At 58.3% G+C, this 15914-nt stretch carries 17 protein-coding genes and 1 riboswitch; of the genes, 3 read left to right on the top strand and 14 right to left on the bottom strand.

What is annotated here, in order from left to right; genetic code table 11:
• The 14 genes from ACX9GT_RS10525 to ACX9GT_RS10460 all read right to left on the bottom strand — a co-directional run bounded on the left by ACX9GT_RS10525 (position 1) and on the right by ACX9GT_RS10460 (position 12615).
• Entirely contained in the window at positions 1-714 is a 714-nt protein-coding gene (locus ACX9GT_RS10525) for a cobalt-factor II C(20)-methyltransferase (RefSeq protein ID WP_473191012.1), read from the bottom strand.
• A complete protein-coding gene (gene cbiK, locus ACX9GT_RS10520; RefSeq protein WP_473191011.1) occupies positions 714-1508 on the bottom strand; it encodes a sirohydrochlorin cobaltochelatase in 795 nt (264 codons plus the stop codon). Before cbiK ends, ACX9GT_RS10525 begins: the two co-directional genes overlap by 1 nt.
• A gap of 1 nt (position 1509) precedes the next feature.
• Positions 1510-2289 (bottom strand): cobalt-precorrin-6A reductase, encoded by a 780-nt coding sequence (locus ACX9GT_RS10515; RefSeq protein ID WP_473191010.1) that lies wholly within the window; start codon positions 2287-2289, stop codon positions 1510-1512.
• Entirely contained in the window at positions 2286-3011 is a 726-nt protein-coding gene (locus tag ACX9GT_RS10510; protein ID WP_473191009.1) for a precorrin-3B C(17)-methyltransferase, read from the bottom strand. The genes ACX9GT_RS10515 and ACX9GT_RS10510 overlap by 4 nt, the downstream gene beginning before the upstream one ends.
• On the bottom strand, positions 3005-4066 hold the full coding sequence (cbiG, locus tag ACX9GT_RS10505) for a cobalt-precorrin 5A hydrolase (protein ID WP_473191008.1): 1062 nt from the start codon (positions 4064-4066) through the stop codon (positions 3005-3007). Before cbiG ends, ACX9GT_RS10510 begins: the two co-directional genes overlap by 7 nt.
• Positions 4047-4823 carry a cobalt-precorrin-4 methyltransferase gene (locus tag ACX9GT_RS10500; protein ID WP_473191007.1) on the bottom strand — a complete coding sequence of 259 codons (777 nt, stop codon included), beginning with the start codon at positions 4821-4823 and terminating at the stop codon, positions 4047-4049. Before ACX9GT_RS10500 ends, cbiG begins: the two co-directional genes overlap by 20 nt.
• On the bottom strand, positions 4816-5385 hold the full coding sequence (locus tag ACX9GT_RS10495) for a decarboxylating cobalt-precorrin-6B (C(15))-methyltransferase (protein WP_473191006.1): 570 nt from the start codon (positions 5383-5385) through the stop codon (positions 4816-4818). The genes ACX9GT_RS10500 and ACX9GT_RS10495 overlap by 8 nt, the downstream gene beginning before the upstream one ends.
• Positions 5375-5980 (bottom strand): cobalt-precorrin-7 (C(5))-methyltransferase, encoded by a 606-nt coding sequence (locus ACX9GT_RS10490; RefSeq protein ID WP_473191005.1) that lies wholly within the window; start codon positions 5978-5980, stop codon positions 5375-5377. Before ACX9GT_RS10490 ends, ACX9GT_RS10495 begins: the two co-directional genes overlap by 11 nt.
• On the bottom strand, positions 5977-7107 hold the full coding sequence (gene cbiD / locus ACX9GT_RS10485) for a cobalt-precorrin-5B (C(1))-methyltransferase CbiD (protein ID WP_473191004.1): 1131 nt from the start codon (positions 7105-7107) through the stop codon (positions 5977-5979). Before cbiD ends, ACX9GT_RS10490 begins: the two co-directional genes overlap by 4 nt.
• Positions 7104-7736, bottom strand: a complete 633-nt coding sequence (locus ACX9GT_RS10480; protein ID WP_473191003.1) for a cobalt-precorrin-8 methylmutase — start codon at positions 7734-7736, stop codon at positions 7104-7106. The genes cbiD and ACX9GT_RS10480 overlap by 4 nt, the downstream gene beginning before the upstream one ends.
• 12 nt (positions 7737-7748) lie before the next feature.
• Positions 7749-8705, bottom strand: a complete 957-nt coding sequence (gene cbiB, locus ACX9GT_RS10475) for an adenosylcobinamide-phosphate synthase CbiB (protein ID WP_473191002.1) — start codon at positions 8703-8705, stop codon at positions 7749-7751.
• Positions 8702-10084 (bottom strand): cobyrinate a,c-diamide synthase, encoded by a 1383-nt coding sequence (locus tag ACX9GT_RS10470; protein ID WP_473191001.1) that lies wholly within the window; start codon positions 10082-10084, stop codon positions 8702-8704. The genes cbiB and ACX9GT_RS10470 overlap by 4 nt, the downstream gene beginning before the upstream one ends.
• A gap of 106 nt (positions 10085-10190) precedes the next feature.
• Positions 10191-10376: riboswitch (cobalamin riboswitch) on the bottom strand.
• A gap of 280 nt (positions 10377-10656) precedes the next feature.
• Entirely contained in the window at positions 10657-11562 is a 906-nt protein-coding gene (gene pocR / locus ACX9GT_RS10465) for a transcriptional regulator PocR (protein WP_473191000.1), read from the bottom strand.
• Between the two features lie 243 nt (positions 11563-11805).
• Positions 11806-12615 carry an MIP/aquaporin family protein gene (locus ACX9GT_RS10460; protein ID WP_473190999.1) on the bottom strand — a complete coding sequence of 270 codons (810 nt, stop codon included), beginning with the start codon at positions 12613-12615 and terminating at the stop codon, positions 11806-11808.
• Between the two features lie 507 nt (positions 12616-13122).
• Between ACX9GT_RS10460 and pduA the strand changes: the two genes are divergently transcribed.
• Genes pduA through pduC form a run of 3 tightly spaced genes read left to right on the top strand, consistent with a single transcriptional unit; the run spans position 13123 to position 15900 of the window.
• The gene (gene pduA / locus ACX9GT_RS10455) at positions 13123-13407 is read left to right on the top strand and encodes a propanediol utilization microcompartment protein PduA (RefSeq protein ID WP_459398906.1); all 285 of its coding nucleotides are present in this window, start codon (positions 13123-13125) and stop codon (positions 13405-13407) included.
• Positions 13404-14216, top strand: coding sequence for a propanediol utilization microcompartment protein PduB (gene pduB, locus ACX9GT_RS10450; protein ID WP_459398907.1), 813 nt, complete (start codon positions 13404-13406; stop codon positions 14214-14216). The genes pduA and pduB overlap by 4 nt, the downstream gene beginning before the upstream one ends.
• Before the next feature lie 19 nt (positions 14217-14235).
• Positions 14236-15900 carry a propanediol dehydratase large subunit PduC gene (gene pduC, locus ACX9GT_RS10445; protein ID WP_473190998.1) on the top strand — a complete coding sequence of 555 codons (1665 nt, stop codon included), beginning with the start codon at positions 14236-14238 and terminating at the stop codon, positions 15898-15900.
• The last annotated feature ends 14 nt before the right edge of the window (positions 15901-15914 follow it).

The following is a 15914-nucleotide window of genomic DNA, read 5'->3' as shown; positions in this document are numbered from 1 at the left end:
TTACTCCTCGGTAAACCAACGTTTATTCACCAGAATGGTCGAGAAATAGGGCAAAGGCCGATCGGCAGGCAGTTGATCCAGCCGCCGCCAGCACTGCTCGCCCGGCTGCGTGGCTTCTGCCATCAGCAGCGCGTGATCGAACAGCTTCAGCCGCGCCAGCAATGCCTGGATGCTGGCGAAGCGGCCATAGACTTTCATCAGCACCACACAGTCGTGGGTTAATAGCGCCTGCTCCAGTTCGGCTTCCGCTGCCGTGCAGGACATCACCGCCAGCGACTGCGTTTCCATCGCCAGCGGCAAGGCAGCGCGCGCGGCGATCGCTGCAAACGAGGTCACGCCCGGCACAATCTCCAGCCAGGCCGGGCGGCCGAGGCGCGCCAGCAGAAACACCCAGGTGCTGAACAGCATGGCATCGCCCAGCGTGATAAAGCCCACCTGTTTGCCGTGCGCAACTTCCGCCTTAAGCTGCTGCGCTACGTCGTCCCAAACCGCCTGTTTTTGTGCATCATCGGCACTCATCGGGAAATGGCAGGTGCGGATCTCAGTATGTGGCAGCAGGTATTCCCGCACGATCGCTAGCGCCAAACTATCGCCGCCTTTGCGCCCGGCGGGGGCATAGAGCACATCAAGCTGAGCAAGCAGCCGGGCGGCACGCACGGTAAGCAAATCACTGGCCCCTGGGCCGACGCCTAACGCATACAGTTTGCCGCTCATCAGGCCACCTCCCGCTGGTTGTGGCACAAAGCCGCGTGCAGATGTTCGGCAAACATCTGGCGAATCAGCGGATTTTCGCCCAACCCTTGCAACCAGCACTGCGTTTCAATCCCAGCCGCCGCCATTTGCGAGCCCCAGGAATCGGGGTCGGCAGAGGCCATATCATTAATTGCGTGATCGCCTGCCACCAGCATCAGCGGCATCAAATGCACTTTGCGCACCCGCTGTTGCTGCAAGCGGGCGATCAGTTCGTCCACTTCCGGGTAGCTCTCTACCGCGCCCACCAGCGCCGGGAAGCGCTGCGCGGTCATCAGATGATCCAGGCAAGCGTAGGCGGCAAAGGCGTGATGGCCGGTGCCATGCCCCATAAACACCACCCGTTCATCGGCGGCCAACGGCGGCATTTGCCCCTGCAATGCCAGCAGCAGTTGCTGATAATCGGCAAAGCTGCTGAGCAACGGTTTACCCAACATCAAACGCCAGAAACGGTGGCGATTGGCACGCACTTCGCTGGCCACTTTTTCATATTCGTCGCCATTGATGATGTGCAGCGACTGGATCGCCACATCCTGATAACCCGCCTCCGCCAAACGCTGTAGCGCCTGCTGCGGGTTATCGATCAGCAAGCCGTCACGCTGGCGCAACTTGCGGATAATCATTTCCGAGGTGAATGCACGGAACAGATGGCGATCGCCGCAGCCTGCCGCCAACTGCTGCTCGCAGGCTTCAATATTCTTTTCGCGTGTGCTCGCATAGCTGGTACCAAAACTGATCACTAACAGCGCTTTTTTCATGTCATTTTCCTTGATGTTTCTGCCAGCAGGCCAACAGCTGTGCAAAGGCCGCCAATGAGTCCACCTGCTCCCCCCCGTTTTCTAGCGACTGCGGGCGGCGCACCACGATGCAGGGAATGTCTAATGCCAAGCAGGGTTCAACCTTTTGCAGATACCCCCCTTCGCTGCCGGACTCTTTGGTGATCACCACGTCCGGCTGGCAAAACTCGTACAGCGCCTGATTGAAGCGCGCGCTAAACGGGCCGCGCAGGGCAATAATGTTATCTACCCCTAGCCCCAGCGCTTCGCTCTGCGCCAACACTTCGGCGGTCGGTAACACCCTGACCAGCAGGGTTTTCCCCGGCAGGCCGCGCTGATATTCCGCCAATTGTTTGCTGCCGGTGGTCAGTAACACCCGTTGGCCCATGCCCTGAGCCAACGCGCAGGCTTCGGCCAGCGTATTCACCTTATGTAACTGCGGGTGCGACAGCCGGTCAATCTCGCTCGGGCGCTGATAGCGCGTCAGCCGCAGTCCCAGGCGGCGGCAGGCGTCCATCACATTGGTGCTCAGCGCGTGGGCATAAGGGTGCGAGGCATCGATCACCCAGCGGATGCCACGTTGTTGCAGATAATCCGCCATCTCGGCGCTATCCATGCGCCCGACCACCACCTCGCCCTGAAGATTACCGGTAAGCTGTTTGCCCGCATCGCTGGCCACCGACAGGCTGTAGCGTTCACCGGCCCGATCCAGGCATTGGCAAATCAGCCGAGCATCGCGGGTTCCGCCGAAGATATGGATCACAGTGCATAACCTCGCGGGGTAATCATCAGCCCGTTGCGGCAATAGGTGGTTTGGTTGCCGACAATCACCAGGCTGGTCATATCGACCGGTGCAAAGTCCATCTCACCCAGCGTGGTCAGCCACTTTTCCTGCTTTTTGCGGCCAGCGGCTTTCACCACGCCGACCGGCGTTGCTGGCGCTTTATAGGGCTGCATCAGCGCAAAGGCGCGGGCGAGATGCCCTTCCCGGCCACGGCTGCGCGGGTTGTAGAAACAGATCACAAAGTCGGCCTGTGCGGCGGCGATAATGCGTTTTTCGATCACCGGCCAAGGGGTGAGCAAATCACTCAGGCTGATATGGCAAAAGTCATGCATCAGCGGCGCACCGAGCAGTGAGGCAGCGGCGATGCTGGCGGTGATCCCCGCCACCAGCTTCACCTCCAGATCCAACTGCTGCTGGCCGACAAGCTCCAGCACCAACCCGGCCATGCCGTAAATCCCGGCATCACCGCTGCTGATCAGCGCCACATTGTGGCCCGCCAGGGCCAGATCGATCGCCACCTGGCAGCGTTCAATCTCCTTACACATACCGGTTTTGATCACCTGCTTATCGCCGGTCAGCGGCTTCACCAGGTGGGTATAGGTTTTATAGCCGACGATAATTTCTGCGGCGCGGATCGCCTCGATCGCCTCCTGCGTCATCATCGTTTCACTGCCCGGCCCAATGCCAATCACGCTTAACATGAATGTGATACTCCCAATGTCATGGTAACCCCTTGCTCGCGCAGCGTGTTGCCCACCAGTTTGCCACCGCTCATCAGCCAGGCGACCGGCTGTGAAACGCTGCCAACGCCCACCGTGGCCCGCACAAAATCGGAGGCCGGGAAGCGTTGTTCGTGGTGGCGCAACTCATGGCTGCTGAACAGTTCGAACGGCACCCGCCAGCAGCGCGCCAGTTGCTGCAAGGCCGGTTCATCTTTCTTGATGGTGACACTGCCGATAGCGCGCAGCGCCATCGGATCGAAATGGTTGTCTGCCAACTGTTGTTGCAGCAGCTCGATCAAGGTTTTCAATGAGGTGGCGCGGCGGCAGCCGATGCCCACCACCACCCGGCGCGGCACCAGTTTGTACACCGGCAGCGGCAGCGCCGGTAAGCAATCGCGCAGGCTGACGCACACCAACGCATCCAGCTCCGGCAGATTGTGTAAATCCGCTACGGGGACAAAGCCGCGGGTATCACAGCGGGGTTGTTCCGCCCGCAAAGGTTCATCCCACCACAGCCCGACTTTCTGGCCGCTGACCAGTTGCTGATTGACCGTTTTGACCGCCTGACGGAAATCCTGCATCTCGGCATCCAACTGCGCCGCCAGCGTATCCAGCGCGGCCATTTCATTAACATCGGTCGCGGTGGTGATCACCGGATCGGCCCCCAGCAACCCGGCAAGGAACAACGTCAGCGCATTCGCGCCCCCCACATGGCCCGACAGCAGGCTGATCACATGCTGGCCGCGCTCGTCGATCACCACCACCGCCGGATCGCTCATTTTGTCGTTCACCAGCGGGGCGATCACCCGCACGGTCAAGCCGATAGCACCCACCACCACCAAGGCCGAATAGCTTTTGAACGCCTCGCGCAGCGTAGCGCCGAAGCTGCCGTTAAACGGCTGGAAGCCCGGCACCAGCAGTTTTTCACTGGTAAAGCAGGTGAGCGGCAGGTGGGTTTGCAAGCGCTGCGCCAGCCGCACGCCGCCGGGCGTCAGGCAGAACAGCGCGATGGCTTCAGGCTTGACGATATTCATGGCTGAACCCCGCGTCATACAGTTTGGAATAGTGGTACTCATCCCCCAAAAAAGCTCCAACCAGGATCAGCGCGGTTTTGTGGATCGCCGCCGCACGAACTTTTTCCGCAATCTCGGCCAGCGTGCCGCGCACCGTTTGGCTCTCTTTCCAGGTGGCTTTGTACACCACCGCCACCGGCGTTTGGGGCGGATAGCCGCCCGCGATCAACTGCTCCACCACCCGCGCCATCTCCTGCACGGAAAGGAAAATCGCCATTGAGGTCTGATGGGCGGCAAAAGCGGCTAACTGTTCGCGCGGCGGCATCGGCGTGCGCCCTTCAATGCGGGTAATGATCAGGCTCTGCGCCACTTCGGGCACGGTGTATTCCACCCCCAACTGCGCCGCTGCCCCGAGAAAAGCGCTCACCCCCGGCACGGAGACAAAACCGATCCCCTGCTGTGCCAGCACTTCGCCCTGCTCGCGGATCGAACCGTACAGCGAGAGATCGCCGGTTTGCAGCCGCACCACCAGCTTGCCCGCACGCACACCGCTCACCATCAGCGCAATGATCTGCTCCAGCGTCAGGCCCGCGCTGTCGTGCAGTTCGGCCTGCGGCGGGCAATAGCTCAGCAGTTCGGTATTGATCAGTGAACCGGCATAGATCACCACCTGCGCCTGTTGCAGCAGCCGGTAGCCTTTCAGCGTGATCAACTCAGGGTCCCCCGGCCCTGCGCCGACAAACCAGACTTTTTGTGTATCCCAAAGGTGTTCAGACATCGCTGCCCTCCTTGCGGCAAGAAATAAGATAGGTGGGGTTGTTCGGCTTAAAATAGTGGCCACGGCCCAGCGGCATCAGGGCCGAGAATTGCAGTTGCTCGCCGCAGATTTCCGCCACGTGGCGCGCTTGCAGGCAGGCCAGCGCCTCGGTGAAGTTGTTCAGCAAAATAAAGCTCAGCACCAGGCGGCCACCGGGGCGCAGTTGCGCCAGCGCCCAATCGATCAGGGCCAGCAGTTGCCCGCCGCTGCCGCCGATAAACACCGCATCGGCCAGCAGCTCTAGCACCAGCGGCGCAGTGGCGGCAATAATGTTGACGTTGCGGCACCCCAACCGCTGGCGGTTTTCGGCAATCAACTCAAGCGCCGCCGGGTTATGTTCAATCGCGGTGACCTGCAATGCCGGGAAACGCAGCGCGGCCTCCAGCGCGACGCTGCCGGTCCCGGCACCCACGTCGATCAAATGCCCGGCCCCCACCAACGCCAGCCGTTCCAGCGCCAGCAAACGCACGGCTTCTTTGGTCATCGGTACGCGTTGCCCACGCAAAAATGCATCATCTTTCATTGAGGATCACCACCACGTTCATGTCGTAACGTTGCGCGACCGCCGCCGGTGGCAGGCGATAAATCCGCTCGGCCGGTAGCGACAGGTTCTCACCGATAATCAGGCTACGCGTCAGGCCACGCTGGATAATGGCGTCGGCAATGGCACGCGGCCCAATCAGCGTATCGGTCACCATCGCTACCTTGTTATGCTGCAATAGCCAGTCAAAATCCGGCGTGCGGCCATGGCTGCTGGTGAGATAAATATCGTTCATGTCCAAGGCGACTCGTGCGCACAGGTATTGAATGGCGCTGATGCCGGGAATGATCTGCAACTCTTCAGGCAAAAAATGCGCCGCCAGCCATTTGCCAATGCCGAATAGCAGCGGATCGCCAGAGGCCAGCACCACAATGCGTTGCGTGCCGAGGTTGCCGCGCAGCCATACCAGCAAAGCCTCCAGCTCGGCATCCAAGGTGCGGGTTTGATGCTGAGCTTGCGCAAACATCGCCAAGTGACGCGCCCCGCCCACCAGCCAATCGGCAGTGGCGATCGCCGCCTGCGCCTGTGGCGTGAGGAAATCAGCATTGCCGGGGCCAACGCCAACCACAACGATCATCGCATCACCTCCAGAATCTCTTGCAGCGGCCGGTTGCAGCCCAGGATTTGCTGATCGAAAGAGAATAGAACCGCGTCGCAACCCGGCGGGTTAACGCTAAAACGCAGCATTTCCTGCACCCGCTCGCAGATCCGCCGGGCAATGCGCGGATACAGCGCCTGCCAGCCTTGCTCGGCGATCAGTTCCATCGCCGCTTCGGTGGTGTCGCAACGCTCGATCTGTTGCAGCAGCGCCAGCGGTGCCCCCATCAGCGCCAGATGGGCGATCAGGGTTTCCATACGCCCGTCGGCGATATGGCTGTGGGTGTGGAAGATCCCGGCGGCTATTTTGACCAGCTTGCCCGGATGCCCCACCAGCACGATATGGCGGAACTCCAGCCGCATCGCCTCTTGCAACATGTAGCCGACAAAATTGCTCATGGTCACCACCTGCTGGCTATCCAACCCAAGCCGTTCGCGTACAAAACGCTCACCGTGGTTACCCGGCACCAGGATCACCTTGTCCAACCCAGCGGCTCGCTTCATTTCCAGCTCTAAAGCCAGCGAACGCTTCCAGCTCTCTTCCGACATCGGCGTGACAATGCCGGTGGTGCCGATAATCGAAATGCCTCCCAAAATCCCCAGCCGTCCGTTGTAGGTTTTCTGCGCCCGTTCAACCCCTTCCGGCGCAAAAATCTCTACCTGCGCGCCGCGCAATGGGCCAATCACCTCACGCACCGCGGCTTCGATGGTCTGGCGCGGCGTGCGGTTGATCGCCGCGCTGCCGATGGCCAGTCCGAGGCCTTTACGGGTGACGGTGCCCACGCCTGCGCCGCCGCGCAGCAGGATCTGCTGGTGGTCGCTTTGCAGCGTAACGCGGGCAAAAATCAGCATGCCGTGCGTGGCATCCACATCATCGCCACCGTCTTTGCGAATCGCCGCCATCGCCTGCTGGCCCTCAATCAGCGGCTGCTCAACATTCAGATTGAGCGTCACGCCCGAAGGCGTAACGATCGCCACCTGATGGATAATCTGCTGGCGCAGCACCATCAGCGCCGCCACCTTCGCCGCCGCCGTGGCGCAAGAGCCGGTGGTATAACCTTTGCGGTAACGCTTGCCGTGGTGCCACACGCTGTCTTGCAGGCTCATAGCGCCCCCCGCAGGTGATACAGCGTGGCATTGATAATCGCGGCGGCCACGTTGCTGCCGCCCTTGCGCCCGCAGGCAACAATGCTCGGTAACTGGCTGTTCTGTAGCGCCTCTTTGGATTCTTCCGCGCCGACAAACCCCACCGGCACGCCGATCACCGCCAACGGGTTGGCCTGCTGTTCCAGCAGGCGAAACAGCGCGGTAGGCGCATTGCCGAACACAAACAGTTTTTCCCCAGCTTCCGCCAGCGCAATATCCACCGCCGCCATCGAACGGGTGATCCCCTGCGCTTTGGCCGCAGCCACCACGCGCGGATCGCTGATATAGCAGCGGCATTGGCACCCCATCTGCTGCAATAGAGTCTTGTTGATGCCGGAGAGCGCCATGGTGGTATCGGTATACAGCGTGCAGCCACGGCGCAACCCCTCAGTGAGCGCGTGCAGCACATTCGGGGAAAACCACAGAATATCCAGCCAGTCGAAATCGGCGGTGGTATGGATCACCCGCTTAATCACCGCTTCCTGCCACGCATCGGCAAAGCGGTAATCCGGGCGTTCGCAGGCGATAATCTGCTCGATAATCCTGAAGCTCTGCTGCTCAATGTGTTGTGGTTGTTTAAGGTAGTTCATAGCGATCCTTCTCTAAGCGCCAACCCAAAGCAGGCGCAGCAGGGCAAACAGCAGCAGCGCCAGCAACGCGGCGATCTTCATCAGTTGAATGCTGCGGGGGATATCCGCCAGCGCCACTTCCCGCTGGCCGTCACCGATCCAGGGTTTTTCTACCCGCTGGCCGAAGTAATCATTCGGCCCACCCAGCCGGATACCCAAGGCTCCGGCCACCGTTGCCTCCGGCCAGGCACAGTTCGGGCTGGAATGCTGATAACGATCGCGCCAGCCAATGCGCAGGGCGCGGCGATAGTTCAGCCCCTCCAGCCAAGCGGCAGCACTCAGCAATAGCCAACTGAGCCGGGCCGGTAGCCCGTTGGCGAGATCGTCCATCCGTGCCGACACATAGCCGATAGCGCGGTATTGCGGCGTTTTGTAACCGACCATCGAATCGAGGGTATTGACCGCTTTGTAGGCCATCGCCAGCGGCGCGCCGCCGAGCAGCAGGAAAAACAGCGGCGCAATTACGCCGTCTACGCTGTTTTCTGCCACCGTTTCCACCACCGCCCGGGTGATTTGCGGGGCTTCCAGCTGCGACGTATCGCGCCCGACAATCCACGACAGTGTGCGGCGGCTCTCTTCCAGCCCGGCATGTTCCAGCGCGTGATGCACCTCCATCGCCGCATCCTCCAGGCAGCGCGCGGCCAGCAGGGTGTAGATCAGCCACACTTCAGCCAGCCAGCCGAGCCAGGGGTGGATCTGCGTCAGCAGCGTTAAAAGCCCCCAACTGAGCAACCACACCAGCCCTACCACCGCCAGCCACAGCAACCCGCCGCCGATCCTGAGCGCCCTTTCGCTGTGGCAAACGCGGCGGATCAGGCGTTGCAGCACATGAATCAGGTTGCCAATCCAGCGCACCGGGTGCGGCCAGTGCGACGGATCGCCCAGCAGGCGGTCGAGCAGAAAAGCCACCAACCAGGCCGCCAGCGTCATAGCACACTCCTGGCGGCTGTTAACCAGCGATCCAGCAGGCCGGGGCGCTGTGCGAAGTGAATATGCAGATAGCTGGCCTGAGTGCGGCCAAGCTGATATCCCCCCTGCCAGCGCTGCACCGCAACGCCGTCGCGCCATTTGGCGCAGTCAAATACCGGCGTCAGCGGGCTGGAAAAATCGGAATAGTGAAACTCGTGGCCACGCAAGGTTTCCCCTTTAGCAGCCAGCAAGGTGTCGGAGCGGGCCTGCCACTGGCAATAGCCGAAACGCGTCAGGCGATCCCCCATACGGCTTTCCCCCGGCAAAATGCCGCTCATGCGGTGGCGCTGCCCGGCGCTGTCGGTCAGCCCTTGGCCGAGATACATCAGGCCGCCGCATTCGGCATAGATCGGAATGTGCCGCCGATGCGCTGCCTGTAGCGCTGCATGCATCGGCGGGTTGGCCGCCAGTTGCGCGGCATGCACTTCGGGGTAGCCGCCGCCGAGGTAGATCATCTGGCAATCCGGCAATTGGCGATCGTGCAGCGGGCTGAAACGCTGGATGCGCACCCCCGCCTGCTCCAGCAGATCGAGGTTATCCGGGTAGTAGAAGTTAAAGGCGTCGTCTTCAGCCAGCGCCAGGGTTAAGCCTGCGGCCAGTTCAGGCGCGGGTAATGCCGGGGGTTGTCCGGCCGGTTGGTGGGCCGAGAGGGTCAACGCCAGCAAGCGATCGAGATCGATATGGGCTTCAACCTGCTGCGCCAGCCGCTGCCAGCAGGGATCGTTGCCAGCGCTTTCTTGTGCAGCAACCAGCCCCAGATGGCGGGACGGTAACGCCACCTCCGCCAGCACCGGCAAGCGCCCTAACACCGGCACGGCGCAGTAGCGTTCGATGGCCTGACGAATCAGTTGGTAATGCTGGTCTGAATTCACCCGGTTGACGATCACCCCAGCCAGCTTCAATGCCGGGTCAAACTGGCGGAAACCGAGCACGGTTGCCGCCACCGAGGTGGATACCGCTTTGCCATCCACCAGCAGGATCACCGGGCAATCTAGCTGCTTGGCCAGCGCCGCGCTGCTGCAATAATTGGGGTCGATGCCATAGCCGTCGTACAGCCCCATCACGCCTTCGATCACCGCCACATCGGCGTGGCGCAGATGCTGGTTATACAGGCCGTTGAGGGTGGCCGCTGGCAGCATAAAGGCATCCAGATTGCGCGATGCCACGCCGGAAACGGCACGGTGCCAGCCGGTATCCAGATAGTCGGGGCCGACCTTGAACGGCTGCACGCGTAGGCCGCGCTGTTGCAGTGCGCGTAGGATGCCGAGCGTCAGCGTGGTTTTGCCACAGCCGCTGCCGGTGCCTGCGATCAGAAAAGCCCTTTTGCCCGTTAGCTGCATAAAAAAATCCCGGCCACTCGGTCGGGATTCGGTGTCGAAAAGATACGCTCGCGCAGCGCCAACGCTGCACGTATCTAGTGACAACCCGCTTCCCTCCGAAGGAGTTGAATGTCTAGCTCAACTGGCCGGTCTTCTGGCTTAGCTTCATCCTCATCCACACCTTCCCGATCTACAGATCAGTGGTAACCGTGGAATCGTCAGCATCACAGCAGCGGGGGCTGCGGGGGATTAACACCCCCTTCCCGATCACAATTTATTCAGATTGTGAGTTATCCAGTTGGCGATAATGGTTCTTTTACCTAACTCATTTCAGCTATCAATTTATTAACATTGCGATAGCATTAAATACTTTCTCTATCGAACGTCTTACTGATAATAATTAATATACGTCAGCTAATTAATAAAAAAATGTTCAGTTTATTTTTTTGCGAAAAAAACATGGCCATACGATAGTAAAATATTGCTCTCTGAACACGGCTATTGCTGTGGCAGCAAGGGCTTAAGGCTTATTTTCAGAACCTGTGAATAACAAAATATTGTTATCTGCCGCCATCGTTCAATAACGCCGCGCATTACTCCACCAGATTATGCTGCTCAATCGCCAGCGAGCGAAATGCCTGCGGTGTCACATTATAAGTCTGGCGGAATACCTTACAGAAATAACTGGTCTGCGAAAAACCCAGGTTTTTCGCAATACTGGCAATGCTCCAATCACTGTGCTGTAACATTTCCCTGGCATTGGCCATACGCTGCTGATTTATCCACACGTTGAAGCCAACACCCTGATATTTTTTGAATAACTTGCTGAAATAGTAAGGGCTGAGATACACCTTGGCCGCTACGTCTTCAAGACGTAACTCTTCAGAAAGATGAGCATCAATATAGCGCAGCGCCTTTTTCATTTTCGCTTCATGCGGATTGGGCTGGCGCGCCTTAGCCTGTTCTTTGCTCTCGTTATTATCTTTGATCACCACAAAGTTCAGATGCTTTTTCAGGCAGTTTTCCACGATCAGCTTCAGCAGATCCGCCGAGGCAATCACCCGTGAATATTCCATCACCTGCACGTTATGGAACTCATCCAGCAACGCCGGATCCTTTTGCCAGCAGTCATCGACGCTAAGGATATCGATCAGCCCGACCTCCTGTTGCAGCCTGACCTGCCCGCACAGCACAAAACCCACCAGGTGACCGGCAATCACCAGCGGGATAGAGAAATCCGTCAAGCCCGCATGGCAGCGATAGATACAGGGTTCATTGGATTTTGAGGCTTCAAGCCCCCCACAGCGGTCGCTCATGCGGCAACGGAGATGGTTGACGGGATCCTGGCGCATCATCTGGCAAAATGAGGTGAAGTTAAACAGATCGGAGATTTCCTCACCGTGAATGTTCACGACCACGACGGCCAATCCCGTAGCCTGAGCAAAGTCTTGGGCAATTTTATTGATGAGTTCTGAGTTAAGTAAACTGGCAGAAATCATTATAGCCCTCCCTAAGTGAAGTTTTATTTATTATGACAAGCCATCCCTACTGTTATCAGATTGTTATTTTTTTTGCTTTTATCCCCAGCGGAAAAATTAAAAGATAAGATTCGCTAATCGTATTAAAAGCCAGCGCTTAAGCCTATCAGACTAATAAAAAACCCGAAATCTATTTTAATAGATTAACCCAAACAGATCACAAAAATTATCCTCACCCCGGTTAGGGAGTGAGGAAGATAAAAATCAGATCTTTTCTTCTTCTAATTGGCAGGCATTACACGGCAGGTTTTTGCCAATTAAATAGCGGTAACCCGCCGCCCCCAGACAGGCACCGATCACCGGAGCGACGATCGGCACAATGAAATAGGGAATATCGCGCCCACCGGTCATCGCCACTTTGCCCCAACCGGCAAAGAACGCGAACAGTTTCGGCCCAAAGTCACGCGCCGGGTTCATGGCAAACCCGGTCAACGGGCCCATCGAAGCGCCGATTACCGCCACCAGAATACCGATCAATAATGGTGCCAATGGCCCACGCGGCACGCCGTTGCCGTCATCGGTCAGCGCCATCACCAGGCACATCAGAATGGCGGTAATGACGATTTCCACCAATGACGCCTGCAATACACTGATGGTAGGGTTTGGATAGGTGCTGAAAATGCTGGCCAGTTGCAGGCTTTCCAGGCTGCCGCGCACCATATTTTTCGCCGCTTCGGTTTCGGCAAACAGATTATGGTAGAGGGCGTAGACCAGCGCCGCGCCGCAGAAAGCACCGGCGATCTGCGAGACGCAATACCCCAGCACTTTGCCGCGCGGGAAGCAGGCAAACAGCCACATGGCGATGGTGATCGCCGGGTTCAGGTGCCCGCCAGAAATCCCCGCCGTCAGATAAACCGCCAGAGAAATCCCCAGCCCCCAGACGATGCAGATTTCCCACAGGCCAAAATTGGCTCCGGCCAACTTCGCCGCACAAAGGCACCCGGCACCGAAAAAGATAAACAGCCCGGTGCCGAGAAACTCGGCAATACATTGCGCTTTTAGTGAATCATTCATAACCTTCCCCTGCGTGATTGGATAAGGAATCAGCCCACATCAGCTGGCTTCCGGGCAACAGCAACACTGCGAGCTACTATAAGGAGCGGGCAAACGAAAGTGTTGTTGCAATAGCTAAACCGCGGGGGAAAAACTTGCTTGGCAATAGCAGATTATTGTTATTGAACATTAAAAAAGTCATTTATTCTCATAGAAGTAGGCGTCAATTTATTTAAAGCAGAAATAACACTTTATTGTTCTGCCCTTCTTCCGTTATTGCTATCCAGCTCTCAATTTCCCTTCCCCGACGCTAATAATAAATTTCCGGTTAAAACAGAAATTTAAAAAGCTAATTTTTGTTAACGTCGATAATTATATATCTCCCATAAAAACAGCAAGATAACCTATTCCCATATCCGGTTTTTATTATCCAATCACCAACCATTCTCCGCAAACAATTTAAGTCAGCCATTCTTTTTCGTTGCTTATTTGTATATTCGCTGCATCACAGTCCTGACAGAGGTGTTTATGCAACAAGAAGCATTAGGAATGGTGGAAACCAAAGGGTTAGCCGCCGCCATCGAAGCCGCCGACACCATGGTGAAGTCTGCCAACGTGGTGCTGGTGGGTTACGAGAAAATTGGCTCTGGCCTGGTGACCGTTATCGTCCGCGGCGACGTGGGCGCAGTGAAAGCGGCAACCGATGCCGGTGCCTCTGCCGCCGCCCGGGTGGGCGAAGTCAAAGCCACTCACGTCATTCCGCGCCCACATACCGACGTGGAAAAATTCTTACCGAAGGGAAATAGCCAATGAGCAGCCATGACCTGGTCGACAAAATCATGGCCCAGGTGATAGCCAAAGTCAGCGAGCACACCCCGGCTGCTTCCTCACCACTCACGCACACAACACGAGATACGGTTATGGCAGAAAAAACCTGCAGTTTAACGGAGTTCGTCGGAACCGCCATTGGCGACACGGTGGGTCTGGTTATCGCTAACGTCGATAGCGCCCTGCTGAGCGCCATGAAGCTGGAAAAGAGCTATCGCTCGATCGGCATTCTCGGCGCCCGCACCGGCGCTGGCCCGCACATCATGGCGGCGGATGAAGCCGTCAAGGCCACCAATACCGAAGTGGTAAGCATTGAACTGCCGCGCGATACCAAAGGCGGCGCGGGCCACGGCTCTCTGATCGTCTTCGGCGGCAACGACGTTTCCGACGTGAAGCGCGCGGTGGAAGTGGCGCTGAAAGAGCTGGATCGCACCTTCGGCGACGTTTACGCCAATGAAGCCGGTCATATCGAGCTGCAATACACCGCCCGCGCCAGCTACGCGCTGGAAAAAGCCTTTGGCGCACCGGTGGGCCGCTCCTGCGGGGTGATCGTCGGCGCTCCTGCCGCCGTCGGCGTGCTGATGGCCGATACGGCGGTGAAATCCGCCAACGTCGACGTAGTAGCCTACAGCTCACCGGCACAGGGCACCAGCTACAGCAACGAAGTGATTCTGGTGATCTCCGGTGACTCCGGCGCGGTGCGTCAGGCGGTGATTTCCGCTCGTGAGATTGGCAAAACCGTTCTGGCTACGCTGGGTGCCGAACCGAAAAACGACCGCCCTTCTTATATCTGATGCCAAGTGAGGCTGTTTCATGAAATCGAAAAGATTTGAAGCACTGGCAAAACGCCCGGTCAACCAGGACGGCTTTGTCAAAGAGTGGATCGAGGAAGGCTTTATCGCCATGGAAAGCCCCAACGATCCCAAACCGTCGATCACCATCGTCGGCGGCGTCATCACCGAGCTGGACGGCAAACCGCAGAGCGAGTTTGACCTGATCGACCACTTTATTGCCCGCTACGGCATCAATCTGGCGCGTGCGGAAGAAGTGATGGCGATGGATTCGGTGAAGCTGGCCAATATGCTGTGCGATCCTAACGTCTCCCGCGCCAGCATTGTGCCGCTGACCACCGCAATGACCCCGGCGAAGATCGTCGAAGTGGTGTCGCATATGAACGTGGTGGAAATGATGATGTCGATGCAGAAAATGCGCGCGCGTCGTACTCCGTCACAGCAGGCCCACGTCACCAACGTGAAAGACAACCCGGTGCAGATCGCCGCCGACGCCGCAGAAGGTGCCTTCCGCGGCTTTGATGAGCAGGAAACCACCGTCGCAGTCGCCCGTTATGCGCCGTTCAACGCCATCGCGCTGCTGGTTGGCTCGCAGATTGGCCGCCCTGGCGTGCTGACCCAATGCTCGCTGGAAGAAGCCACCGAACTGAAACTCGGCATGCTGGGCCACACCTGCTATGCAGAAACCATCTCGGTGTACGGCACCGAACCGGTGTTTACCGATGGTGATGACACCCCGTGGTCGAAAGGCTTCCTGGCTTCGTCCTATGCTTCACGCGGGTTGAAAATGCGCTTTACCTCCGGCTCCGGCTCCGAAGTGCAGATGGGCTATGCGGAAGGCAAATCCATGCTCTATCTGGAAGCCCGCTGCATTTACATCACCAAAGCCGCCGGGGTTCAAGGGCTGCAAAACGGTTCTGTCAGTTGCGTGGGCGTGCCTTCTGCCGTGCCTTCCGGCATTCGGGCCATTCTGGCCGAAAACCTGATCTGCTCCGCGCTGGATCTGGAGTGCGCCTCCAGTAACGACCAGACCTTTACCCACTCGGACATGCGCCGCACTGCTCGCCTGCTGATGCAGTTCCTGCCGGGAACCGACTTCATCTCCTCCGGTTATTCCGCGGTGCCGAACTACGACAACATGTTCGCCGGTTCCAACGAAGATGCGGAGGACTTTGACGATTACAACGTGCTGCAACGCGACCTGAAAGTGGACGGCGGCCTGCGCCCGGTGCGCGAAGAAGACGTGGTTGCCATCCGCAACAAAGCCGCACGCGCGCTGCAAGCGGTGTTTGCCGGTATGGGGCTACCGCCGATCACCGATGAAGAAGTCACCGCCGCCACCTACGCCCACGGCTCGAAAGATATGCCGGAACGTAACATCGTCGAAGACATCAAGTTCGCGCAGGAAGTGATCAGCAAAAACCGCACCGGCCTGGAAGTGATTAAAGCGCTGGCGCAGGGCGGCTTCGAAGATGTGGCGCAGGACATGCTCAACATCCAGAAGGCCAAGATCGCCGGTGATTACCTGCACACGTCGGCCATCATCGTCGGCAACAACCAGGTGCGTTCGGCAGTCAACGATCTCAACGATTACGCTGGCCCGGCCACCGGTTACCGGCTGCAAGGCGCACGCTGGGAAGAGATCAAAAACATTCCTAACGCACTTGATCCTAACGCGATCGATTAAGGGGTTCACGTCAT

The sequence above is a fragment of the Serratia sp. YWN4 genome, assembly GCF_055790845.1.
This window is presented reverse-complemented; position numbering and strand designations above follow the sequence as displayed.